This is a genomic window from Azospirillum sp. TSO35-2, from assembly GCF_003116095.1.
Lineage (GTDB): Bacteria > Pseudomonadota > Alphaproteobacteria > Azospirillales > Azospirillaceae > Azospirillum.
In genome coordinates this window covers 2,146,755-2,169,072 of record NZ_LGRA01000021.1, presented here as the reverse complement: position 1 = coordinate 2,169,072, position 22,318 = coordinate 2,146,755, and the positions used below count along the sequence as shown (strand labels likewise).

Genomic DNA, 22,318 nt, shown 5'->3' with positions numbered 1-22,318 from the left:
CAAAGTCCGCCCTCAACCCCCGTGTGCCGACGACCGGCGCTTCCCCACAAAGCCCCGACCGCCGGGTCCGCTCTCTTTACGACTTCTTGCCCGGTTTCTTCTTCGTGTCGTCCTCCCAGCCCGGAAGCTGGGCGGTGGCGGAGGTCTGGATCGCCGCGCGGTCGGGCTGGCGCAGGTCGATCGCGACGATGTCGCGCTCCAGCACATGGCTCGCCGTCTGCATCTGTTCGAGCTGGCGCAGCGCCCGGCGCATGTCGGCCGTGCCCTCCGGCAGCTTGACCGTCACGCCGTTGTTCAGCTGCAGGTTCCAGCGGCGGTCGCTGATCCAGCTGGCCGAGGACAGCATCGGCGCCAGCGTCGGCGCGCTGTCCAGCGCCGACAGCAGGGTGTGGACCTGCTGCGGCGCGTTGGCGCCGATCACCTGGGGCAGCGTCTCGATCCGCTGGTTGCCGCGCCGGGCCAGTTCGGCCGCGTCGGCCAGCGGCCGGCCGGCGCGGTCGATCACGGTGAACTGGCGGTCATGCTGCCAGATCGCCATCGGCTGGCGTTCCGACAGGCGGATGTAGAGGAAGCCGGGCAGCCGCCGCTCGATCGCCGCCGACGACACCCAGGGCAGTTCCTCCAGCCGCTGCTTGGCCTCGGCGAGGTCGATCGACAGGATCGGCTCGCCCCGGCGCACGCCCAGCGCGTCCAGCACGGTGTCGCGCTCGGTCTCGCTGCGGCCGACCACCAGGATCTCCGACAGGCGGAAGCCCATGGCGCCGGTCGACTGGATCAGGCTGTCCTGCGCCGCCGCCAGCGTGTCGGCCAGGTTGCCGCGCTTCCAGGCCGATCCGGCAAAGGCGGTCAGCCCCAGCACCGGCACCAGGATCAGCGTCGCCTTGACGGCCGAGCGGGTCCAGCGCGGCCAGGCGCGGCGCCGCTTGCCTTTCTCCGCCGACGCGGCCATGGCGCGCGGCGGAGTCGGCATCTCCTCCCGGGCCCGCGCGCCGGCGGCGGCACGGAACTCCGGGTTGGCCATCAGGCGAGCTGACATGCGGCGTTCTCCACGAGCCAGCCGACCAGCGCGCCGTAGGAAATTCCCACATGCGCGGCCTGTTCGGGCACCAGCGACAGGGGCGTCATGCCCGGCTGGTTGTTGATCTCCAGGAAATACAGCCCTTCGGTACCCGGCCGGCTGTCGTCCCAACGAAAGTCGCTGCGCGAGACACCCCGGCAGCCCAGGGTGTGATGCGCCAGCACCGCCAGCCGTTTCGCCTCCTCCGCCACCGCCTCGGGAACCGCGGCGGGGATGGTGTGGATGGCGTGGCCGGCGCTGTATTTGGCGGTGTAGTCGTAAACCTGAGCCTGAAAGACGATCTCGGTCACCGCCAGCGCGCGGTCACCCATGACGCCCACGGTCAGTTCGCGACCGGGGATGAACTCCTCGACCAGCGCGCGTTCCCCGAAGGTCCAGGCGTCGCCGACCGGGCTGTTCTGCCCCTCGCGGACCAGGGTTACGCCAACGGTCGAGCCTTCGTCCACAGGCTTGACGATATAGGGCGCCGGCATCGGGTGAACCCCTCCGGTGATGTCCCCACGGGCCAGTACCACCCCCTTCGGCGACCGGATGCCCACCGTCTCCAACACGCGTTTGGTCATCGCCTTGTCCATCGCGATGGCCGCCGCCTGGACGCCCGAATGGGTGTAGGGCAGGCCCAGGAACTCCAGAACGCCCTGGATCGTGCCGTCCTCGCCGCCGCGGCCGTGCAGGGCGTTGAACACCACGTCGGGGCGCGGGTGGGTCAGCGCCTGCATCAACCCGCCCAGGTCGCGCTGCACGTCGACCGCGGTGACGCGGTAGCCTTCCTCTTCCAGCGCCTTGGCGACACCGGCGCCGCTGACCAGCGACACCTCGCGTTCGGCCGACCAGCCGCCCATCAGCACGGCGACGTGCTTCTTGTGGGCGTGGAGCAGAGCTTCGGTCATGCGGGTTCTCCGTCGGCCGGGATGCCGATGCGCTTGATTTCCCATTCCAGCGTCACGCCGCTGGCGGCGAACACGCGGCGCCGGACCTCTTCGCCCAACGCCTCCAGCTCGGCGGCGGAGGCGTTGCCGTTGTTGATCAGGAAGTTGCAGTGCTTGTCCGACACCTGGGCGTCGCCGATCGACAGGCCGCGGCAGCCCGCCTTGTCGATCAGCTCCCACGCCTTGTGGCCCCCAGAAAGTTCAGGGGCCGGGTTCTTGAAGGTCGAGCCGCCGGTGCGCGAGCGGACCGGCTGGCTGTCGGCGCGCTTGTCGGAGATCTCGGCCATGCGCCGCGCGATCTCCAGCGGGTTGCCGGGTTCGCCGCGCAGGACGGCGCCGGTGAAGATGCAATCCTCCGGCGCGGCGCTGTGGCGGTAGGTGAAGCCCATGCCGGCGTGGCTGAACGCCAGCCGGCGGCCGTCGCGCGCCACCGCGCTGGCCGAGACCAGCACGTCGGCCAGCTCGCGGCCATAGGCGCCGCCGTTCATCCGCAGCGCGCCGCCGACCGTGCCGGGGATGCCCGACAGGAACTCCAGCCCCGCGATCCCGGCGTCGCGGGCGACCATGGCGACGTTCAGGTCGAGCGCCGCGGCGCCGACCGTCAGGGTCATGCCGTCCGCCACGATGTCGGTGAAGCCGCGGCCGAGCCGGATGGTGACGCCCGGCACGCCGCCGTCCCGCACCAGCAGGTTGGAGGCGACGCCGATCACCGTCACCGGCACCTCGGCCGGCAACGCCGCCAGGAAGTCGGCCAGATCGTCGGCGTCGGCCGGGCGGAACATCACCTCGGCCGGGCCGCCGACGCGGAACCACGTCACCGGCGCCAGCGCGGCGTCGGCGGTCAGCCGGCCGCGCACCGGCGGCATCCGTTCGATCAAGTGGCCGCCTGGGGCGCTCATGCGCGGGGCCGCCGTCATCGCTTGGTGCCGTACAGCGTCGCCAGCTCGCCCGGCAGCGCGTTGGCCCACTGGGTGATGTTGCCGGCGCCCAGGCAGACGACGAAGTCGCCGGGCCGCGCCATCTCGCGCACCACCTGCGCCAGCTCCTGCTGGTTGTGCAGGGCGACGACGTGGCGGTGGCCGTGCATGCGCAGCCCCTCGACCAGGCTGTCGCGGCTGACCCCCTCGATCGGGGTCTCCCCGGCGGCGTAGACGTCGGCGACGATCACCGCGTCGGCGTCGTTGAAGCAGGTGCAGAACTCTTCGAACAGGGCGGCGAGGCGCGAGTAGCGGTGCGGCTGGACCACGGCGATGGTGCGGCCGGTGCCGGCGGTGCGCGCCGCCTTCAGCACCGCGGCGATCTCCACCGGGTGGTGGCCGTAATCGTCGATGACGGTGATGCCGTTGGTCTCGCCGGTCTTGGTGAAGCGGCGCTTCACGCCCTGGAACCGGGCCATGCTGTCGCGCATCACCACGTCGGGCAGGCCCATCTCGTTGCCGACGGCGAAGCAGGCGAGCGAGTTCTGGACGTTGTGCGGCCCGTACATCGGCAGGCGCACGCCGGCGATGGCGCGGCTCTCGCCGGTGTGGCGGTCATAGATCAGCACGTCGTACTTGGCGCCGTCCGGCCCCAGCTCGACATTCACCGCGCGGATGTCGGCCTGCGGCGAGAAGCCGTAGGTGACGATGCGGCGGTCCGACACGCGCGGGATCATCGCCTGCACCTCGGGGTGGTCGATGCACAGCGCGGCGAAGCCGTAGAAGGGGATGTTCTGGACGAAGCTGTCGAACGCGGCGCGCGCGTTGTCGAAGGTGCCGTAGAAGTCCAGATGCTCCGGATCCATGTTGGTGACGACGGCGATGCAGGCCGGCAGCTTGACGAAGGTGCCGTCGCTCTCGTCCGCCTCGACCACCATCCAGTCGCCGGTGCCGAGCCGGGTGTTGGAGCCGTAGGCGTTGATGATGCCGCCGTTGATGACGGTCGGGTCGAGGTTCGCGTGCTCCAGCATATGGCCGACCATCGAGGTGGTCGTGGTCTTGCCGTGGGTGCCGCCGATGGCGATCGCCCATTTCAGCCGCATCAGCTCGCCCAGCATCTCGGCGCGGCGGACCACCGGCACCAGGGCGGCACGGGCGGCGACGACCTCGGGGTTGTCGCGCTTGACGGCGGAGGAGACGACGACGACCGCGGCGCCGGCGATGTTCTCGGCGCGGTGGCCGACGAACACCGAGATGCCCAGCTCGCGCAGACGCTTGACGTTGGCGTTCTCGGCGAGGTCGGACCCCTGGACGGTGTAGCCCAGGTTCCGCAGCACCTCGGCGATGCCGCTCATGCCGATGCCGCCGATGCCGACGAAGTGGATGGTGCCGATCGAGAGGGGGAGGGCGCGCATGTCGGGCTTACTTTCCGCGGCGAAGCATCAGGCGAAGGGTGGCGTCGACCGCCTCGTCGGTGAGGTCGGTCGGGAGGGGTTGCGATCCGTGGATCATCGACAGCCGGTCACGCAGGAAGCCGCCTTCGGCAAGGAAGCGCGGCACCAGCGGACAGCCCGGACGGTTGTACCAGCCCCCCTCGGTCCGCGTCATGTCCGCTGGCCAGTCGTGGAGCGGACGCGGTGTCGGTCGGCTCAGATTCCGCATCGTCTTGATCATTCCGCGGCCCCCTTGGCATGGGTCCCGGCCTCGGCCGGCCGGGCGTGGTGGGATTGGTCGTGGTCGGATTGGTCGGGCGGGGTGTCGGTCCGGCTCTCGACCGGATCGGATTCGGCGCCGGTCGTCCCGCGCCGCTCCCGCGTCGGGTCGAGCATCGCCAGCACCGCGTCGGCCAGCGCGGAGGCGGCGTCGGCGGTGCCCCAGTCGTGGGCGGCGCGGGCGGCGTCGGCCAGCGCCTGACGGTCGGCCAGCAACGCGCTCAGCCGCTCGGCCAGCGCCCCGGCGGTGAAGTCCGGCTGCGGAATCAGCCACGCGGCCCCAGCCTCCGCCAGATGGCGGGCGTTGGCGGTCTGGTGGTCGTCGGTGGCGAAGGGGTAGGGCACCAGGATCGCCGGACGGCCGACGCAGGTCAGCTCGGCGATGGTGGAGGCGCCGGCGCGGGTGATGGCGAGGTGGCAGGCGGCCAGCCGCTCCGGCACGTCGCGGAAGAAGCTCTGCAGGTCGAGCCGGCCGAGGCCCAGCGGCTCCAGCGCGGCGCGGGCGCTCTCCAGATCCTCCGGCCGGCATTGCTGCGACAGGTGGATGCGGGCGCGCAGTTCGGCGGGCAGCCGGGCCAGCGCCGCCGGGATCACCTCGGAGAAGACGCGCGCACCCTGGCTGCCGCCGATCACCAGCAGGCGGATGGGGGCGTCGGACGTGGCATCGGGCGCCGCGTAGGGCGACAGGCGGCGGGCGGCGATGGCCGGGCGGACCGGGTTGCCGGTGCGGACCAGCTTGGCGTGCTGCGCCTCGCCCAGCTTCTCGATGCGGTCGAAGGCGACGGCCAGCCGCCGGGCGCCGGCGATCAGCATCCGGTTGGCGCGGCCCAGCACGGCGTTCTGCTCGTGCAGCAGCACCGGCAGGCGGCCCTGGATCGCGGCGTAGACGGTGGGGACGGAGGGGTAGCCGCCGAAACCGACCACCGCGGCGGGGGCGAGCCGGCGCATCAGCGCCCGCGCCTCCAGCAGGCCCAGGCCCAGGTGGAAGGCGGCCTTCAGCTTGCCGACGAAGCCGGCGCCGGGGGAAGCGGCGCGGATGCGGTGGACCGGCACCTCCGGCAGGGTGTCGCCGAAGGCGTGGCCGCGGCGGTCGGTGACCAGCGACACAGCGCGGCCGCGGGCCAGCAGCTCGCGCGCCAGCGCCTCGGCCGGGAACATGTGCCCGCCGGTGCCGCCGGCGGCCAGCACGATCACCTTGTGGGGGGAGGAGGAGGCCAGGATGGCGGGCTTCCTCATTCCAAAGGACCGAAACGCTTGCGTGTCAAAGCCAGAACCATGCCCATGCCGAAACCCAACGCCAGCAGCGACGAGCCGCCGTACGAGATGAACGGCAGGGTCATGCCCTTCGTCGGCATAAGATGCAAGGACGAACCCATGTTGATCGCCGCCTGAAGCCCGAACTGGATCAGAAGCCCGGCGGTCGCCAGCAGGACGAAGTAATTGTTGTCGTTGAAGACCCGCGCGAACCCGCGCAGGACGACAAAGGCGAACAGCACCACCAACCCCAGGCAGAAGATCAGCCCCAGTTCTTCGCCAGCGACCGCGAAGATGAAGTCGGCGTGGCTGTCGGGCAGGTAGAATTTCACCGTGCCCTGGCCGGGGCCGGTGCCGAGCAGGCCGCCGTTGGCGAAGGCCTCCAGCGAGCGGTTGACCTGGTAGTTGTCGCCGGCGTGCGGGTCGAGGAAGCGGTCGATGCGACTGGTGACGTGCGGCAGCGTGTAGTAGGCGCCGACCAGCCCGACGACGCCCAGCCCGCCCAGCCCCATCACCAGCACGAGGTTCAGCCCGGCCAGGAAGAACTGGGTGAACCACACCGCCGACACCACGAAGGTCATGCCGAGGTCGGGCTGCAGGATCAGGCCGGCCATGGTGACGCCGTACAGCACGATCGACACCAGCGCGCCGGGAAAGCCCGGGTTGGTGCGCGACAGCGAGAACAGCCACGCCGCGACCACGGCGAAGGCCGGCTTGACGAACTCCGACGGCTGGATCGACAGGCCCGGCACATGGATCCAGCGCCGGGCGCCCTTGATTTCGACGCCGACCACCAGCGTGGCGTAGACCAGAACCACCGCGATCAGGAACACCCCCAGCGCCACCCGCCGCACGCCGCGCGGGCTGAGCAGCGACACGCCGACCATGATCATGACCGCCGGGACCAGCATCATGACGTGGCGTTCGACGAAGTAGAAGGTGTCCTGGATGCCGATGCGCTCGGCCACCGGCGGGCTGGCCGCGGTGATCAGCACGGTGCCGAGGAACATCAGCAGCGCCACGGCGCCGAGCTGCCAGCGGTCCACCGTCCACCACCAGCGGCCGAAGATCGATTGGTCGGTGCGGTCGAAGGTGATCATGCCGCGCTCCCGCTGCCGCCGATGTTTGCTTGATCGATGTCGGACCCGTCATGGGCGCTGACGATGCCGGCGACGTAGCCCGCGAAGGCCTCGCCGCGCTTCTCGAAATTGGCGAACTGGTCCCACGACGCGCAGGCCGGCGACAGCAGGACGCAGGCGCCCTCCAGCCGTTCGGCCAGCGCCAGGCCGGCCGCCTTGGCGGTGGCGACGTCCAGCGTGCCGCACCGTGTATAAGCAACGCCTTGTGCATCGCACCATGCGGCGAATTGCTCCTGCGCCTCGCCGATCAGGAAGGCGTGCCGGATGCGGCCGGTGTAGCCCTCCAGCCCCGACAGGCCGGTGTCCTTGGCCTGTCCGCCCAGGATCCAATAGATCGGATCGAAGGTCGCCAGCGCCTTTTCGGTGGCGTCGGCGTTGGTCGCCTTGCTGTCGTTGACGAAGCGGACGCCATCGACGGTGCCGACCAGCTGCTGGCGGTGGGCGAGGCCGGGGAAGCTTTCCATCGCCGCGACGATGGCCGGCACCGGCACCCCGGCGGCCTTGCAGGCGGCGAAGGCGGCGGCGGCGTTCTGCCAGTTGTGGGCGCCCAGCAGCGCCGGGAAGCGCGACAGCGCGGCCACGCGCTCCGCCGCGCCGTCGGTGTCGTCGACCAGCCAGCCGTCGGCGGCGTAGACACCGCCCGCGACCGGGCCGCGGGCCGAGATCGGCCAGATGCGCTGGTCGCCGGCGGCCACCAGCTCGTCGTGGATCCTGCGGCAAGGATCGTCGTCGACGCCGATCACCGCGGTGCGCGGCTTGGTCTGGCGGTGGAAGATCAGCTTTTTCGCGGCGATGTAGCCCGCCATCCCGCCATGGCGGGCGAGATGGTCGGGCGTGATGTTCAGCAGCACCGCGATGTCGAAGGTGATCGAGACGGTCAGTTCGAGCTGGTAGCTCGACATTTCCAGGACGCAGATGTTGCCGGCGCCGATCGGGTCGAAGGTCAGCACCGGCGTGCCCAGGTTGCCGCCCACCGCGGCCTTGCGGCCGGCGGCGGCCAGGATGTGGCCGATCAGCGTGGTGGTGGTCGACTTGCCGTTGGTGCCGGTGATGCCGATGAAGGCGCAGTCGCGCTCCGCCCGGCCCAGCAGCTCGATGTCGCAGACCAGCTCGATGCCCAGGGCGCGGGCGCGGGTGGCGACCGGGTGCGGCGCCGGGTGGGTGTGCGGGATGCCGGGCGACCAGACGATGGTGGTCAGCTCCGACAGGTCGGCGGTGGCGAGATCGACGACGCGGAAGCCTTCCGCCTCGGCCGCGGCGCGCGAGGCGGGGTTGTCGTCCCACACCCACACGTCGGCCCCGCTGCGGCGCAGGGCGGTGGCGGTGGCGAGGCCGGACTTGCCCAGCCCCATCACCGCGACGGGAAGCTCCTGCATGTAGAACAGGTCGATCATCGCCGCCTCCCCCCTAGCGCAGTTTCAGCGTGGAGAGGCCGGCGAGGGCCAGGATCGACGCGATGATCCAGAACCGGATCACCACCGTCGGTTCGGCCCATCCCTTCTTCTCGAAATGGTGGTGCAGCGGCGCCATGCGGAAGACCCGCTTGCCGGTCAGCTTGAACGAGGCGACCTGCACGATCACCGACACGGTTTCCAGCACGAACAGGCCGCCGATGATGGCCAGCACGATCTCGTGCTTGGTCACCACGCTGACGGCGCCCAGCGCCCCGCCCAGCGACAGCGAGCCGGTGTCGCCCATGAACACCATGGCCGGCGGCGCGTTGTACCACAGGAAGCCCAGCCCGGCCCCGACCAGCGCGCCGCAGAAGACGGTCAGCTCGCCCGAACCGGGGACATGGTGGATCTGCAGGTAGTTGGCGAAGATCGCGTTGCCCGACAGGTAGGAGATCAGGCCGAAGCAGCCGGCGGCGATCATCGTCGGCACGATGGCCAGACCGTCCAGACCATCGGTCAGGTTCACCGAGTTCGACGCGCCGACCATGATGAAGGCGCCGAACGGCACGAAGAACCAGGACAGCTGGATCAGGAAGTCCTTGACGAAGGGGACCGCCACGCCGCCCGACAGCGGCGGGGCCGACACCCACATGATCAGCGCCGAGGCGACCAGCCCGATGGCGATCTCCCACCCCAGGCGGAAGCGGCCGGACAGGCCCTTGGTGTTGCGCTTGGTCAGCTTCAGATAATCGTCGCCGAAGCCGATCAGGCCGTAGCCGATGGTCACCAGCAGGACGATCCAGATGTAGGCGTTGGTCAGGTCGGCCCACAGCAGGGTGCTGACCGTCATCGCGATCAGGATCATCAGGCCGCCCATGGTGGGCGTGCCCTTCTTCTTGAAGTGGCTTTCCGGGCCGTCGGCGCGGATCGGCTGGCCTTCGCCCTGCTTGCGCTTCAGCCAGGCGATCAGGCTGGGGAAGAACATGAAGCTGATCACCAGCGAGGTCAGCACGGAGCCGCCGGTCCGGAAGGTGAGATACCGGAACAGGTTGAAGGGCGAGAAGACGTCGGCCAGGCCGAAGAGGAGGTTGTAGAGCATGTGGGTCCGTCAGCCTCGCGGCGCCTGGGCGGCCGACACCTGGGTGGTCGACGCCTGGGCGGGTGGGGAGGCCGTCTGCAAAGCCGTCTGGGGCTGGTTGGTGGATCGGGAGGCGGCTTTGTCGCCGCTTTCGCGCCGCGTGTCGAGTGCCGCGAGCGCATCGACGATCAGACCTGTGCGACTGCCCAACGACCCCTTGACCATGATAACGTCGCCGCCCTTGACGGCGGCGCCGACGATGGGGGCCAGATCGACGCTGCTCTCGGTCCAGGCGCCGCGCATCGCCTCGGGCAGCCGGTCGAACAGGGCGCGCATGTGCGGGCCGCAGGCGTAGACGCTGTCGACATGCGCCGCCCGCAGCGGATCAACCAGCGCGGCGTGCAGCGCGTCGGCGCGCTCGCCCAGTTCGCGCATGTCGCCGAGCACGGCGATGCGGCGGCCGCCGGCGCCGGGGTCGATCGTGCCCAGCACCTCCAGCGTCGCGACCATCGCCGCCGGGCTGGCGTTGTAGCTCTCGTCGATCAGGGTGAAGGCGCCCTGGTCGGCGTGGATTCGCTTGCGGGTGCCGCGGCCCTTGACCGGCTGCAGGCTGGACAGGGCGCGGGCGGCGGCGGCGACGTCGGCGCCCAGCGCCTTCACCGCCAGCAGCACGGCCAGGCTGTTCATCACCCAGTGCTTGCCGGGCAGCGACAGGCAATATTGCAGCCGCTCGCCGCGGATCACCGCGGTAACCGCGCTGCAGGTGGCGTGCAGCGAGCAGTCGAGCAGCCGGGCGTCGGCGTCGTCCGCCGCGCCGAAGCTCCAGACATGCGACAGGCCGTGGCGGACGGCGGCGGCCTTCAGGCGGGCGAACTGGCCATTGTCGCGGTTCAGCACGGCGACGCCGTTGGGCCCCAGCCCTTCGAAGATTTCGGCCTTGGCGTCGGCGATGGCCTCGACCCCGGCGAAGAATTCCAGATGCGCCGCCTCGACGTTGGTGATGATGGCGACGTCGGGCCTGACCTGCCGCGACAGCGGCCCCAGTTCGCCGGCGTGGTTCATCCCCAGCTCGAACACGCCGTAGGCGCGGTCGGCGGGCAGGCGGGCGAGCGACAGCGGCACGCCCCAATGGTTGTTCAGGCTGCCTTCGGTGGCGTAGGTCGGCCCCTGCGCCGACAGGACGTGGCGCAGCGTCTCCTTGGTGCCGGTCTTGCCGACCGACCCGGTCACCCCGACGAAGCGGGCGCCGCAGCGGGCGCGGGCGACGGCGCCCATCCCGGCCATCGCCTCCAACGTGTCGGCCGGCGCGCGCAGCAGCGGGGCGTCGGCCGGCAGGCCGTCCGGGATGTGGTCGACCAGCGCCGCGACGGCCCCGGTGGCCAGCGCCGCACCGACGAAGGCGTGCCCGTCGAAGTTCGGCCCGCGCAACGCCACGAACAGGTCGCCCGGCGCCACCTTGCGGCTGTCGATCGACACGCCGGTGGCGGCCCAGGCGTCTCCGCCCGTCAGCTGGCCGCCGGTCGCGGCCGCGGCGTCCTGCGCGGTCCACAGGACCGTCTTGTCGTCGCTCATGCTCCAACCTCCGCTACGGCTTTCCGGGCCTCGTCCGCGTCGTCGAACGGACGCACCTCGGTGCCGATCGTTTGTCCCTGTTCGTGCCCCTTGCCGGCGATGACCAGCAGGTCGCCGGGCTGAAGCTGCCGCACCGCGGTGCGGATCGCCTCGGCCCGGTCGCCGATCTCCTCCAGCCTGCCCGGCGCGCCGGCCAGCACCTCGCCCCGCACGAAGGCGGGATCCTCGGTGCGCGGGTTGTCGTCGGTGACGATGGCGCGGTCGGCCAGACGGGCCGCCAGCCCCCCCATCACCGGACGCTTGCCGCGGTCGCGGTCGCCGCCGCAGCCGAACACCGTCACCAGATGGCGATGGGCGTGCGACCGCAGCGCCAGCAGCACCGTTTCCAGCGCGTCCGGCGTGTGGGCGAAATCGACGTAGACCGTCGCCCCGTTCGGGTGGGTGGCGACGTGCTGCAGCCGTCCCGGCACCCCCTCCAGCGAGGACAGCGTGCCGAGCGCCCGGTCGGCGTCGCCGCCGGACCCGATCACGAGGCCCAGCGCGCACAGGACGTTCCAGGCCTGGAAGCGTCCGGCGAGCGGCAGGTCCACCGTCACGTCGCGGCCCAGCACCGACAGGGCAAGGCGCTGGCCATGGGCCAGCGGCTCCACCCCGGTGACCCGCAGCGCGGTGCCGGCGAGACCATAGGACAGGACGCGGTGGCCACGTTCGTTACAAATCGTGGCGAAATGGTGGAAGTGGTCACTGTCGGCGTTCAGCACCGCCGCGCACCCGGACGGCAGGATGCGGCTGAACAGCATCGCCTTGGCGTCGCGGTACGCCTCCATCGTGCCGTGATAGTCCAGGTGGTCGCGGGTCAGGTTGGTGAAGCCGGCGGCCGTGATGGCGACGCCGTCCAGCCGGAACTGCTCCAGCCCGTGGCTCGACGCCTCCATGGCGAGATGCTCGATGCCGGCGTCCTTGACGGCGGCGAGGTCGCGGTGCAGCGACACCGGGTCGGGCGTCGTCATCCCGCCATAACCGTGCAGGCCGGGGCCCAGCAGTCCCAGCGTGCCCAGGCTGGCGGCGGCCACGCCCATGCGTTCCCAGATCTGGGCGGCGAACTGGACGGTGGAGGTCTTGCCGTTGGTGCCGGTGACGGCGACCACCGTGCCGGGCTGGCGCCCGTGGAAGGCGGCGGCCATCCGGGCGAAGGCGAGGCGGGGCTGCGGGTCGGTCAGCAGGACGGCGCCGGAGCCGGCCGGAAGCGCCGTGCCCTCGGCGGCCAGGACCGCGACGGCGCCTTTGGCGAGCGCGTCGGCGATGAAGGCGCGGCCGTCGGTCTTCACCCCGGGCAGGGCCGCAAAGACAAAACCGGGCCTGACCGCGCGGCTGTCCGCGGTCAGCCCGGTGATTTCTGGATCAGTCCCGGCCGGAGGCCGGGTGGGATCATCCCCGGCGGGAGGCCGGGCGGGGTCGGTAACGCCGGGATTGGCGTCAGCGCGGCTTGGTCTGAGTTGGGAAAGACGCAACGGTGCTTCCCTTCGGCGGGGTTGGGGCGGTGACGGGCGGGAGCGACTGCTGCCAGTTGGTGGAACCAGCGGCGTTCAGGTAGGTGGAATTCAGGATCTCCGGCGCGTTCTCGTCCACCGTCGGCACGTTCAACAGCGGCCCGACCTGCTTGATGATGCGGCCCACCGCCGGGGCGGCGACCCAGCCGCCGGTGGCGTAACCATAGGTCTTGGCCGTCGCCTTGGGTTCGTCGACCAGCACATAGACGATGTAGCGCGGGTCCTGCATCGGGAAGGCCCCGAGGAAGGACGACATGCGCGAGTTCTTCTGGTAGTGCCGCCCTTTTTGCTTGTCGGCGGTGCCGGTCTTTCCACCGACGACATAGCCCTTGACGTCGGCCGACTTGCCGGTGCCGTCCGCCACCACGAAGCGGAACATGCGCCGCATCATGTCGGAGGTCTGGCGCGACACCACCTGTTCGGTCGGGATCTCGGCGCCGGGCTGGCGCCGCAGCAGCGTCGGCGTGTGGAACTGGCCGCCGTTGATGACCGAGGCCGCGGCGGCCACCGTGTGCATCGGGCTGACCGAAATGCCGTGGCCGAAGGAGATGGTGTAGCTGTTGACCTCGCGCCACGGGTTCGGCACCAGCGGCCAGCCGTTTTCCGGCAGCTCCAGGCCGGTCGGCTTGGTGAAGCCCATCTTGGTCATGAAGGACTTTTGCGCCGCGATGCCGATCTGCTGCACCATCCGCACCGACCCGAGGTTGGAGGAGTGCTGGAACACCTCCGCCACCGTCAGGGCCCGGTGCAGGTTGTGGTAGTCGTTGATGGTGAAGCGCCCGATCTTGATCGGGTGGGCCGCGTCGAAGGCGTCGGACACCCGGATCTTGCCCGAGTCGAAGGCCAGCGCCGAGTTGAAGATCTTGAAGGTCGACCCCATCTCGTAGACGCCCAGCGTCGCCCGGTTGAACAGAGTGTCGGGGTCGAGGCCGGTCGGGTCCTGCGGGTCGAAGTCGGGCAGCGAGACCATCGCCATCACTTCGCCGTTGCGCACGTCGAAGATGATGCCGGCGGCGCCGATGGCGCTGAACTCCTGCACCGTGGCGGCCAGTTCCTTCTTCAGGACATGCTGCAACCGCAGGTCGACCGACAGCTGCAGCGGCGTGCCGGGCTCGGCGGTCAGCCGCTTGTTGAAGCCCTGCTCCATCCCGGCCAGGCCGTTGTTGTCGATGCCGGTGAAGCCGACGATGTGCGAGGTCAGCGGGCCGGCCGGGTAGAAGCGCCGCTCCTCCCGTTCGAACGAGACGCCGGGGATGCCCAGGCGATGGACGGCCGCCTGCTGCTTCGGCGTCAGGTTGCGCTTCAGCCAGACGAAGCGGCGGTCGCCGCTCAGCTTGCCCAGCACCTCCTTGTAGTCCAGCTCGGGCAGGGCGCTGACCAGCTTCTGCGCCGCCTCTTCCGGGCGCGACACCAGCTTGGGATCGGCGTAGAGCGACTGGGTGACCAGCGAGGTCGCCAGCAGGTTGCCGTTGCGGTCGATGATGTCGGCGCGGTTGGAGGTGGTGTTGTCCAACTCCAGCGCGACGTGCTGGCGCGGCTCGCCGCCGCCCGCGAACAGGGTCGCCAGCGACAGCTTGACGCCGATCGCCCCGAACACCGCCGTCACCACCGCCGCTGTGACCATCAGGCGGTAGCGGCTCTGCTCCAGCGCGACCGTCAGCGACGTCCGCGGCTTGTGCGCCGGGGGCGGAACATAGCTGCTGCCGGTGCTGGCGCCCGGCTGGCCGTAGCCCGCCGGACCGCCCTGGTCATGCGGCGGGATGGTCATCGATTGGCACCCAGGCGTGCGACGAGCAGGCCGAGGCTGTCGGTCGGCTTCGGCTGGTAGGACGGCTGGGCGGCGGCCGCCTTGGGCGCCGGAGTCGGGGCCGCGACGGGCATCGGGCGGGACGCCAGTTCGGTCGGCCGGTTGAGCGCGGTCGGGACGTTGGGCGCCATCCGGCCGGCGGCCGGCGCCGGTTCGGACGGAGCGCGGGCGGCACCCGGCACCAGCGCCGCCGGCTTGATCCGCGCCGGACGGGCGGCGGACGGGTCGGCGGGGGCGGGCAGGGCGGCGGGGACGACGACCGGCGCGCGTTCCAGCGCCTTGGCCATCGGCACCGTCTTCGGGATCGCGGCGCCGGCCGGCAGCGTCGCGCTGACCGGCACGATGCCGGTGGAGGCGGCCGGAACCGGCATGCGGGCGGCGACCTGCGGGACGGCGGCGCCCGGCGCCCGGACCATCGGCGGCAGCGGGGCAAGGCCCGGGGTCGTGGCGGCGGGCGGCGGCGCGTCGGCCGGGCGCATCGGGATCATCTCCAGCGCCAGGAACTGGCGGGCTTCGGTCGGCTGCAACGGCAGGTAGGCGTGCGCCAGGGCCTCAAGCTTGGAGGGATCGTTCAGGTAGCTCCATTCGGCCTTCAGGACCTGAATGGACTCCTGCTCCAGGATGATCTTGCGGTTCAGCCCGGCAAGCTTCTCCTCGAGATCCTGGACGTCGTAGCTGGTCTGGAACAGGACGCCGCCGGCAGCCGCGATCAGGCCACCCCAGAACAGCCAGGTTTTGCCTTTCATGCCGCCTCCTTGCCGGGCGCTGGGAACGCGGGCGCCTCGGTGCGTTCAGCCGCGCGCAGCCGGGCGGACCGGGCGCGGGGGTTGTTTCGGGCTTCGGCCTCGCTCGGGTCCACGGGTTTCCGGGAGAGCAGGCGGAAGGATGGGTGATGCGCCGCGACCGCGGTCACGGGCGTGTGGCGGGACGGGGAGGGTGGCGGCGAGGAGCGTTCCTTCAGGAACGCCTTGACCTCGCGGTCCTCCAGCGAATGGAAGGAGACGACGGCCAGACGCCCGCCGGGCGCCAGCAGCGACTCGGCGGCGGACAGGCCGCGCCGCAGTTCGCCCAGCTCGTCGTTCACATGGATGCGCAGCGCCTGGAAGCTGCGGGTGGCGGGGTCGATCCCCTCCCCCTTCTTCCCCCGCGGCACCACCGACCGGACGATGTCGGCCAGTTGCGCGGTGCGGGCGATCGGCTGCTCGCGGCGCGCGGCGACGATGGCGCGGGCGACCCGGCGGGCCATCCGCTCTTCCCCGAGCTGGTAGATGATGTCGGCCAGTTCCGATTCGTCGGCGTGGTTGACCACGTCGGCGGCGGTCGGCCCATCGCGTCCCATCCGCATGTCGAGCGGGCCGTCGAAGCGGAAGGAGAAACCGCGCTCCGGCTCGTCGATCTGGGGGGAGGAGACGCCGACGTCGAGCGCGACGCCGTCGACCCGGTCGATGCCGCGGTCGCGCAGCAGGACGTCCATGTCGCCGAACCGGCCCTCGATCACCTCCAGCCGGCCGGGGTAGGCCTGGGCCAGGGCGCGGCCGCGGTCGATCGCGGCGGGGTCGCGGTCGATGCCGTAGACGCGGCAATCCGCCGTTTCGAGCAGGGCGCGGCTGTAGCCGCCGACGCCGAAGGTGCCGTCGACATAGACACCGCCGTCACGCGGCGCCAGCGCGGCGATCACCTCGTCCAGCAGCACCGGAATGTGGATGGGGGCGGTCATGCGCCGCCCTCCCCGGCCCGGCCGGCGGCGGCGGCGCGGGACGCCTTGGCGACGATCTGGCTCAGCGAGATGTCCTTGCGCACGACCTGTTCGCGCAGCGCCTGCTCGTGGGACTTCAGCGCTTCCGGCTCCCAGATCTGGAAGGTCTTGCGGCGGCCGATGAAGGAGGCCTCCTCGTTGATGCCGGCGAATTCCGCCAGCTCCTTGGGCAGGACGATGCGGCCTTCGGCGTCGAGGGAGACGGGGATCAGCTTGCCGAAGATGAAGGTCTCGATCATGTCGCGCTCGTCGGCGTCCAGGTCGGGGGACTCGAGGCTTTCGGAGAGGACGTCGAGATAGTCCTGGTCGGCGCCTTCCAGCGCCTGGTGGTTCAGCGAGGGCCAGAGATAGACGGTCGTCGCCGCCGAGGTTTTGGCAAGCGACTGCCGGAACTGTGCCGGGATGGACACACGCCCTTTCCTGTCAACTTTGTTGACGTATGTGGACAGGAAAACGGCCATAGGCCCAGTGGTCCCCCCTGCTATCCCCCACGCGCGGTCGGGTGCCCCGCGCTAGCCCCGCTTGGCCCATTCAGCCCTTCCCCGCCGGTGTTAACCAGACTGGGTAAAAGCCCCCCTTAAATGGGCAGTTCTGGGATAGCATGGGACGGCATGGGCGTCAACGGCCCCCCGAGTATTCAGACGGGGGTGTCAAGACTTTTGGGTGGAGCTGTGGCATCCGGGCAAGTTGGTGTACGAATTCCGGGGATCTTCGCAGTATTCCGGCGAGTCGCTGGGATGTGGATAAAGTTATCCACACAGGTTCATTGAACGTTCCAAAAATTTACGAAAATACGTCCTATCCATGGTTCATCCACCAGCCGAATCGACCCCTCCGAACGACATAATGCTTAGGGTGCGAAACCAGGGTCAGGCATGGGACGGCATGGGAATTGGCCCCACAGTTATCCACCGGCTGTGGATTGTTCTGGGGAAAATGTGGACGAGCCTGTGCCCAACCCGCGGACAGCGCGGAACGCCGCCATCGAAGGGCGGGGAGGACAGGGCGCAGGCTGTGGATGATGCGGGTGGATGGGCCCGCCGGGAGGATCGGGCGGGAAGCGCGCCGACCGGGGGGCGTGCCCTGGGGCAACATGGGATCGGCCGCCCGGGCGGGGCGCGGATCCGGGACGCTATGGGATGCGTGGTGGGGAAAAGTGCCAGATGGCCTGTAAGCCGGGTTCTGTGTCCCGATCCCGCAAAGGATCAGGCGATGGCCATTCGTCTGGGACGCCGGTTGCCCGGACGCCTCGCGCGACCAACCCGAGCGGCGGCGCGGAAACGCGCTTGGCCCCATCCCGTCCCATCGCTGGGCCGGGTGGCCGGGCCGCTCCTATTCGGTCTTGCTCCCGGTGGGGTTTACCGTGCCGTCCCCGTTGCCGGGTCCGCGGTGCGCTCTTACCGCACCCTTTCACCCTTACCCGCGTCGAAACGCGGGCGGTTTGCTTTCTGTGGCACTGTCCCTAGGGTCGCCCCCGCCGGCCGTTAACCGGCACCGTGTTTCCGTGGAGCCCGGACTTTCCTCCCCCGGTCGAAACCGAAGGCGGCCATCCGGCCATCTGGCAGGGGCGTTCATATAGGGAAGCGGCGGTGGGGGCAAATCCCAAATCGCAAAGCCGGAAATCAGGAGACGCCATCACCGCCCGGTCATCCGGACCAGCGCGCGCAGGCGGCGCACCGTCTCGGCGTCGGGGGCGCCGGTCAGCGCCTGCGGGTGGAAATGGCGCTGGAAGGCCAGCAGGGCCTTCGGTTCGGCCGGGTCGTAGCCGTAGCGCCCCAGCAGCGCCGTCACCTCTGTGGGTGAGCAGGGGCCCTCGTCGGCCTGGGACGGCGTGGGCCACAGGCCGATGCCCTGGGCGGCGAGGCCGGGCCAGTCGAACAGCTCGCCCGGATCCTCCTTGCGCGACGGGGCGACGTCGCTGTGGCCCAGCACCTCGGCGGCGGCGATCCCATGGCGGCCCATGATCGCCCGGCACAGCGTGGCGACCGAGTCCATCTGGACGGAGGGGAAGGGGCGGTAGCCGAACTCGTGGCCGGGGTTGACGATCTCGACGCCGATGGAGCGGCCGTTGACGTCGCCCGCCCCCCGCCAGCTCGACCGGCCGGCGTGCCAGGCGCGGCGGTCTTCCGGCACATGGGCGTAGACCGTGCCGTCCTCGTCCACCGTGTAGTGGGCGCTGACCTGGGCGTCGGGATCGCACAGCCGGGCCAGCGCCTGGCCGGCGGTCGGCATCCCGGTGTAGTGCAGGATCAACAGCTCCACCGCCCCGCCGGCGGCGCGCGGGCCGTGGTTGGGCGAGGGCAGGTCGATCCGGCGGTGTGCGCTCATGTCCACGGCATCAGGTCGGGTTGGTGACCGTCTCGCTGACCGTCCGCGGACGGCGCTTCACGATCACCGCGACGCCGCCGATGGTCAACAGCCCGCCGATGGCGAGGCTCAGCGTCACCGGGTCGCCCATCAGCGCCACGCCGCAGGCGACGCCGAACACCGGCACCGTCAGCAGGTAGGGCATGGTCTGGTTGACGTCGTAGCGGTTGAGCAGCGGGTACCACAGCCCGTAGGCGGCGATGGTGACGCCGACCGCCATGTAGGCGATCGACGCCCAGCCGACCCAGGTCGAGTGGACCAGCGCGTCGATCTGGCCATGTTCCAGCAGCAGCGACAGGAGCAGAAGTTGCGGCATCGCCATCAGCGCCATCCAACCGTTGACGGCGAAGCCGTTCACCGCCCCGATCAGCTTCATCTGCACGCTGGCCACCGCGAAGGCGAGGCTGGCCGCCAGCAGCATCAGCAGCGAGGGCAGGGCGTTGCCCAGCCGCGGCTCGCCGGCGATCACCGCCACCCCGGCGAAGGCCGCGGCCATGCCGATTCCGCGGCGCCAGCCCAGCTTGTCCTTGAACACCAGCGCCGCCAGCAGGGACGAGAAGGGCACCTGCGCCTGCACCGCCAGCGAGGCGGTGGCGGCGTCGATCCCCTGCAACCCGGTGAACATCAGCGGGAAATGCACGGTGCCCAGCGTTACCGACAGCAGCGCCACCTTCGCCAGCTTGTCGCGCGGGATGCGGAAGAACGGCACGATCAGCGCCGCCACCAGGGCGAAGCGCAGGAACATCAGGAACAGCGGGGGAAACTCGTGCAGCGCCCATTTCGCCACGACGAAGTTCAGCCCCCACAGCGCCATGACCAGCAGCGCCTGGAGGATGTGGGGAACGCTCATCCCCGGCCGCCTTCCAGCTCCTCGCGCAGGGACTCCAGCTCCAGCCAGCGCTCTTCCGCCGCGGCCAGGGCCGCCTGCTTGGTGTGCAACTGCTCGCTGGTCTTCTGGAACTTGGCGGCGTCGCGGCTGAACAGGTCGGGGTCGGCCAGCGCCGTCTCCAGCTTGGCGATCTCCGTCCCCAGGCTGTCCATGCGGGCCGGCAGCTCGTCCAGCTCGCGCTGGTCCTTGTAGCTCAGCTTGCCGCGCGGCTTCGGCGCGGCGGCGGTGGGCGCGGCGACAGGCTTGGGCTTGGCCGCGGCGGCGGGCGCCGTCTTGTCCGGACGCTGCAGCAGATAGTCGGAATAGCCGCCGGCGTATTCGGTGGCGGTGCCGTCGCCCTCCAGCGCGATGGTGGCGGTCACCAGCCGGTCGAGGAAGTCGCGGTCGTGGCTGACCAGCAGCAGCGTGCCCTGATAGTCGCCCAGCACGTCCTCCAGCAGGTCCAGCGTGTCCATGTCGAGGTCGTTGGTCGGCTCGTCGAGGATCATCAGGTTGCTGGGCTTGGCGAACAGGCGGGCCAGCAGCAGCCGGTTGCGCTCGCCGCCCGACAGCGCCTTGACCGGGCTGTCGAGCTGCCGGGTGTCAAACAGGAAGTCCTTGATGTAGCCGGCGACGTGGCGCGACTGGCCGTTGACCATCACCGCGTCGCCGCCGAACGGGCACAGCACCTTGCGGATGGTGTCCTCCGGCTCCAGCCCCTCGCGGCGCTGGTCGAAATAGGCGGTGTCGAGGTTGGTGCCCAGCTTCACCGTGCCCTCGTCGGGGGCCAGCTGGCCGGTCAGCATCTTCAGCAGGGTCGATTTGCCGGCGCCGTTCGGCCCGATCAGCCCGACCCGGTCGCCGCGCAGGATGCGGGTGGAGAAGTTGCGGACGATGGTCTTGTGGCCGTCCGGCCCGTCGAAGCTCTTGCCGATCCCGGTCGCCTCGATCACCAGCCGGCCGCCGCGGTCCGCCTCGGCGATGGCGAGCTTGGCCTGCTGGCCGCCCTTGATCTGTTCGGCCCGCCCGGCGCGCAGGTCGAGCAGGTTGCGCACGCGGCCCATGTTGCGGGTGCGCCGGGCCGAGATGCCCTCGCGCAGCCACTTCATCTCGCTCTCGATCTTGCGGTCGAGCTTGTGGGCCGCCGCCTCTTCCGACTCGAAGACCTCGGCCTGCCAGGTCTCGAACTCGGCGAAGCCGCGGTCGGTGGCGCGCACCGTGCCGCGGTCCAGCCACAGCGTGCGCTTGGCCAGCCGGTTGAGGAAGGCGCGGTCGTGGCTGATCAGCAGCAGGCCGCCGCGGAAGGCCAGCAACTCCTCCTCCAGCCACTCGATGGTGGGAAGGTCGAGGTGGTTGGTCGGCTCGTCCAGCAGCATGACGTCGGGGTTGCCGACCAGGGTGCGGGCCAGGGCGGTGCGGCGCGACTCGCCGCCCGACAGCGTGCGCGGGTCCAGGCCGCCGTCGACCTGCAGGCGGTCGAGCACGGCGTCGACCCGGTGCGCCTCGTCCTGCTCGTCGGCGGGCAGCCCCTGCACGACATAGTCGTGGACGGTGGCGCAGCCGGTGAAGTCCGGCTCCTGCGGCAGGTAGGCGAGGCGGGCGCCGGGCTGGACGAACACGGTGCCGCCGTCGGGCTGGATCAGCCCGGCCAGCACCTTCATCAGCGTCGATTTGCCCGACCCGTTGCGCCCGACCAGGCAGGCGCGGTCGCCCCGCGCGATCGACAGGTCGATGCCCTCGAACAGCGGACGGCCGCCGAAGGTGACGGAGACGCCCTGGAGCGCGGTGATGGGTGCGGGAGGAGCCATGGACCGTTCGTGCGCCGAAAGACAGGAGGGTAAGGGCTTGGGTTATAGCGCGCCCTTACCGTCCGCCGCGACGGTCAAATGCGGTGGGGCGGGTTGCGCATCAGACGGCGGGGGCCGGCTGATCGCCGGCGGTCGGCGCCGGCACCTGCTGCTCCTGCAGCTTGAAGCCGAAATAGGTGCCGTTGCTGATGCCGGTCAGCGCCAGCAGGTTGGCCGACAGCTCCGGCATGCCCAGCGTGCGGGTGACCTCGTAGAGGAAGGTGACACCCAGCACCCCGGTCCAGGCCAGCAGTTGCAGGCGGTGGATGTTGTAGCCGGCGGCGTCGCTCAGCAGGTCGGGCAGCAGCCCGCGCGACGGCGGGTAGACCTCGGCCAGGCTGTGCGCCATGGCGATGGCGTCCGGCGGGCTGGCCTGGGCGGCGGCGAGGTAGGCGGCGGCGTGCTGCCGGCGCCGGACCTCATCGTCGCTCGGCCGCTTGTCCTGGAACGAGGCCAGCACCGAGGTGCCGCCGACGATGCCCATCAGCGCCATGGTGCCGGTGGTGATGGTGTCCATCGACCCGGTGATGGTCAGGATCGCCGCGTAGGAGGCGGTGACGATGCCGCTCCACCACAGCAACTGGAAGCGCGACAGGCTGTAGGGCGCCCGGTAGCCGGCCGGCATCGGCACCCCGGCGATCGGCGTGATGGCGTCGGTGCGGCCGAAATGCCGGAAGAAGGCGAACACGAAGATCGCCGCCACCAGGGCGAACCAGATCGCCGCCAGCCCGAGGTCGCGCTCGCTGGCGCCCTGGATCGACACCAGCCTGGGCATGGTGGTGATGCCGCCGGTGACCGGGCCGAAGGCGACCGGCAGGGTCTTGGCGCCGGCGAGGCTGAAGAAGCCGTTGAAGGCGGTCTGCCACGCGCCGCGCCGCTGCGCCGCCTCGTCGCCGTTGCCGGTGATGGAGGTCGCGGCGGTGCCGATCACCTCGCCCTTGGCGGAGCAGCCGAAGCTGGCCCTGGCGCCGGCGATGGTCTGGCCGTTGGCGACCAGGACCAGCGCCTGGGCGTTCAGCTCCGCCACCCGGGTGGCGCAGTCGACCCCGG

The 22,318-nt window shown here is 70.6% G+C and carries 19 protein-coding genes and 1 other RNA gene; all 20 read right to left on the bottom strand.

The genetic code is table 11. From position 1 onward, the window contains the following. Positions 1-76 precede the first annotated feature (76 nt). Positions 77-1,036 (bottom strand): cell division protein FtsQ/DivIB, encoded by a 960-nt coding sequence (locus tag TSO352_RS25845; RefSeq protein WP_109109981.1) that lies wholly within the window; start codon positions 1,034-1,036, stop codon positions 77-79. Then, a complete protein-coding gene (locus TSO352_RS25840) occupies positions 1,021-1,968 on the bottom strand; it encodes a D-alanine--D-alanine ligase (protein WP_109109980.1) in 948 nt (315 codons plus the stop codon). The genes TSO352_RS25845 and TSO352_RS25840 overlap by 16 nt, the downstream gene beginning before the upstream one ends. After that, positions 1,965-2,906: a UDP-N-acetylmuramate dehydrogenase gene (murB, locus tag TSO352_RS25835; RefSeq protein ID WP_247872436.1), complete on the bottom strand. Its 942-nt coding sequence runs from the start codon at positions 2,904-2,906 to the stop codon at positions 1,965-1,967. The genes TSO352_RS25840 and murB overlap by 4 nt, the downstream gene beginning before the upstream one ends. Before the next feature lie 14 nt (positions 2,907-2,920). Further along, positions 2,921-4,339, bottom strand: a complete 1,419-nt coding sequence (murC, locus tag TSO352_RS25830) for a UDP-N-acetylmuramate--L-alanine ligase (protein WP_109109978.1) — start codon at positions 4,337-4,339, stop codon at positions 2,921-2,923. A 7-nt stretch (positions 4,340-4,346) separates the two neighbouring features. Further along, a complete protein-coding gene (locus TSO352_RS25825; protein WP_247872435.1) occupies positions 4,347-4,532 on the bottom strand; it encodes a hypothetical protein in 186 nt (61 codons plus the stop codon). Between the two features lie 62 nt (positions 4,533-4,594). After that, the gene (gene murG, locus TSO352_RS25820) at positions 4,595-5,872 is read right to left on the bottom strand and encodes an undecaprenyldiphospho-muramoylpentapeptide beta-N-acetylglucosaminyltransferase (RefSeq protein ID WP_109109976.1); all 1,278 of its coding nucleotides are present in this window, start codon (positions 5,870-5,872) and stop codon (positions 4,595-4,597) included. Further along, positions 5,869-6,990: a putative peptidoglycan glycosyltransferase FtsW gene (locus TSO352_RS25815; protein ID WP_109109975.1), complete on the bottom strand. Its 1,122-nt coding sequence runs from the start codon at positions 6,988-6,990 to the stop codon at positions 5,869-5,871. The genes murG and TSO352_RS25815 overlap by 4 nt, the downstream gene beginning before the upstream one ends. Continuing rightward, positions 6,987-8,423 (bottom strand): UDP-N-acetylmuramoyl-L-alanine--D-glutamate ligase, encoded by a 1,437-nt coding sequence (murD, locus tag TSO352_RS25810; protein ID WP_109109974.1) that lies wholly within the window; start codon positions 8,421-8,423, stop codon positions 6,987-6,989. Before murD ends, TSO352_RS25815 begins: the two co-directional genes overlap by 4 nt. A 13-nt stretch (positions 8,424-8,436) precedes the next feature. Next, positions 8,437-9,522, bottom strand: coding sequence for a phospho-N-acetylmuramoyl-pentapeptide-transferase (gene mraY / locus TSO352_RS25805; protein ID WP_109109973.1), 1,086 nt, complete (start codon positions 9,520-9,522; stop codon positions 8,437-8,439). A 9-nt stretch (positions 9,523-9,531) separates the two neighbouring features. Beyond that, on the bottom strand, positions 9,532-11,073 hold the full coding sequence (locus TSO352_RS25800) for a UDP-N-acetylmuramoylalanyl-D-glutamyl-2,6-diaminopimelate--D-alanyl-D-alanine ligase (protein WP_109109972.1): 1,542 nt from the start codon (positions 11,071-11,073) through the stop codon (positions 9,532-9,534). After that, a complete protein-coding gene (locus TSO352_RS25795; RefSeq protein ID WP_109109971.1) occupies positions 11,070-12,584 on the bottom strand; it encodes a UDP-N-acetylmuramoyl-L-alanyl-D-glutamate--2,6-diaminopimelate ligase in 1,515 nt (504 codons plus the stop codon). The genes TSO352_RS25800 and TSO352_RS25795 overlap by 4 nt, the downstream gene beginning before the upstream one ends. After that, positions 12,550-14,391 (bottom strand): penicillin-binding protein 2, encoded by a 1,842-nt coding sequence (locus tag TSO352_RS25790; protein WP_109109970.1) that lies wholly within the window; start codon positions 14,389-14,391, stop codon positions 12,550-12,552. The genes TSO352_RS25795 and TSO352_RS25790 overlap by 35 nt, the downstream gene beginning before the upstream one ends. After that, positions 14,388-15,176 carry a hypothetical protein gene (locus TSO352_RS25785; protein WP_109109969.1) on the bottom strand — a complete coding sequence of 263 codons (789 nt, stop codon included), beginning with the start codon at positions 15,174-15,176 and terminating at the stop codon, positions 14,388-14,390. Before TSO352_RS25785 ends, TSO352_RS25790 begins: the two co-directional genes overlap by 4 nt. Then, on the bottom strand, positions 15,173-16,147 hold the full coding sequence (gene rsmH, locus TSO352_RS25780) for a 16S rRNA (cytosine(1402)-N(4))-methyltransferase RsmH (protein WP_109109968.1): 975 nt from the start codon (positions 16,145-16,147) through the stop codon (positions 15,173-15,175). Before rsmH ends, TSO352_RS25785 begins: the two co-directional genes overlap by 4 nt. Next, the gene (locus TSO352_RS25775; RefSeq protein ID WP_247872434.1) at positions 16,144-16,596 is read right to left on the bottom strand and encodes an MraZ family transcriptional regulator; all 453 of its coding nucleotides are present in this window, start codon (positions 16,594-16,596) and stop codon (positions 16,144-16,146) included. Before TSO352_RS25775 ends, rsmH begins: the two co-directional genes overlap by 4 nt. Positions 16,597-17,341: 745 nt before the next feature. Next, positions 17,342-17,748: RNase P RNA component class A (rnpB, locus tag TSO352_RS25770), an RNA gene on the bottom strand. A gap of 73 nt (positions 17,749-17,821) precedes the next feature. Continuing rightward, complete coding sequence (locus TSO352_RS25765) at positions 17,822-18,514, bottom strand: N-acetylmuramoyl-L-alanine amidase (protein ID WP_109109966.1); 693 nt, start codon at positions 18,512-18,514, stop codon at positions 17,822-17,824. A gap of 10 nt (positions 18,515-18,524) precedes the next feature. Next, positions 18,525-19,403, bottom strand: a complete 879-nt coding sequence (locus TSO352_RS25760; protein ID WP_109109965.1) for an EamA family transporter — start codon at positions 19,401-19,403, stop codon at positions 18,525-18,527. Next, positions 19,400-21,229, bottom strand: a complete 1,830-nt coding sequence (locus tag TSO352_RS25755) for an ATP-binding cassette domain-containing protein (protein WP_109109964.1) — start codon at positions 21,227-21,229, stop codon at positions 19,400-19,402. The genes TSO352_RS25760 and TSO352_RS25755 overlap by 4 nt, the downstream gene beginning before the upstream one ends. 100 nt (positions 21,230-21,329) lie before the next feature. Further along, the coding region (locus TSO352_RS25750) for a hypothetical protein (protein ID WP_109110879.1) at positions 21,330-22,318 on the bottom strand (989 nt) is incomplete at its 5' end.

Excerpts from the sequence above, each read along its gene's own strand:
- TSO352_RS25845 (WP_109109981.1), bottom strand. The coding sequence starts at position 1,036 with ATGTCAGCTCGCCTGATGGCCAACCCGGAGTTCCGTGCCGCCGCCGGC.
- TSO352_RS25840 (WP_109109980.1), bottom strand. The coding sequence starts at position 1,968 with ATGACCGAAGCTCTGCTCCACGCCCACAAGAAGCACGTCGCCGTGCTG.
- murB (WP_247872436.1), bottom strand. The coding sequence starts at position 2,906 with ATGAGCGCCCCAGGCGGCCACTTGATCGAACGGATGCCGCCGGTGCGC.
- murC (WP_109109978.1), bottom strand. The coding sequence starts at position 4,339 with ATGCGCGCCCTCCCCCTCTCGATCGGCACCATCCACTTCGTCGGCATC.
- TSO352_RS25825 (WP_247872435.1), bottom strand. The coding sequence starts at position 4,532 with ATGACGCGGACCGAGGGGGGCTGGTACAACCGTCCGGGCTGTCCGCTG.
- murG (WP_109109976.1), bottom strand. The coding sequence starts at position 5,872 with ATGAGGAAGCCCGCCATCCTGGCCTCCTCCTCCCCCCACAAGGTGATC.
- TSO352_RS25815 (WP_109109975.1), bottom strand. The coding sequence starts at position 6,990 with ATGATCACCTTCGACCGCACCGACCAATCGATCTTCGGCCGCTGGTGG.
- murD (WP_109109974.1), bottom strand. The coding sequence starts at position 8,423 with ATGATCGACCTGTTCTACATGCAGGAGCTTCCCGTCGCGGTGATGGGG.
- mraY (WP_109109973.1), bottom strand. The coding sequence starts at position 9,522 with ATGCTCTACAACCTCCTCTTCGGCCTGGCCGACGTCTTCTCGCCCTTC.
- TSO352_RS25800 (WP_109109972.1), bottom strand. The coding sequence starts at position 11,073 with ATGAGCGACGACAAGACGGTCCTGTGGACCGCGCAGGACGCCGCGGCC.
- TSO352_RS25790 (WP_109109970.1), bottom strand. The coding sequence starts at position 14,391 with ATGACCATCCCGCCGCATGACCAGGGCGGTCCGGCGGGCTACGGCCAG.
- TSO352_RS25785 (WP_109109969.1), bottom strand. The coding sequence starts at position 15,176 with ATGAAAGGCAAAACCTGGCTGTTCTGGGGTGGCCTGATCGCGGCTGCC.
- rsmH (WP_109109968.1), bottom strand. The coding sequence starts at position 16,147 with ATGACCGCCCCCATCCACATTCCGGTGCTGCTGGACGAGGTGATCGCC.
- TSO352_RS25765 (WP_109109966.1), bottom strand. The coding sequence starts at position 18,514 with ATGAGCGCACACCGCCGGATCGACCTGCCCTCGCCCAACCACGGCCCG.
- TSO352_RS25760 (WP_109109965.1), bottom strand. The coding sequence starts at position 19,403 with ATGAGCGTTCCCCACATCCTCCAGGCGCTGCTGGTCATGGCGCTGTGG.
- TSO352_RS25755 (WP_109109964.1), bottom strand. The coding sequence starts at position 21,229 with ATGGCTCCTCCCGCACCCATCACCGCGCTCCAGGGCGTCTCCGTCACC.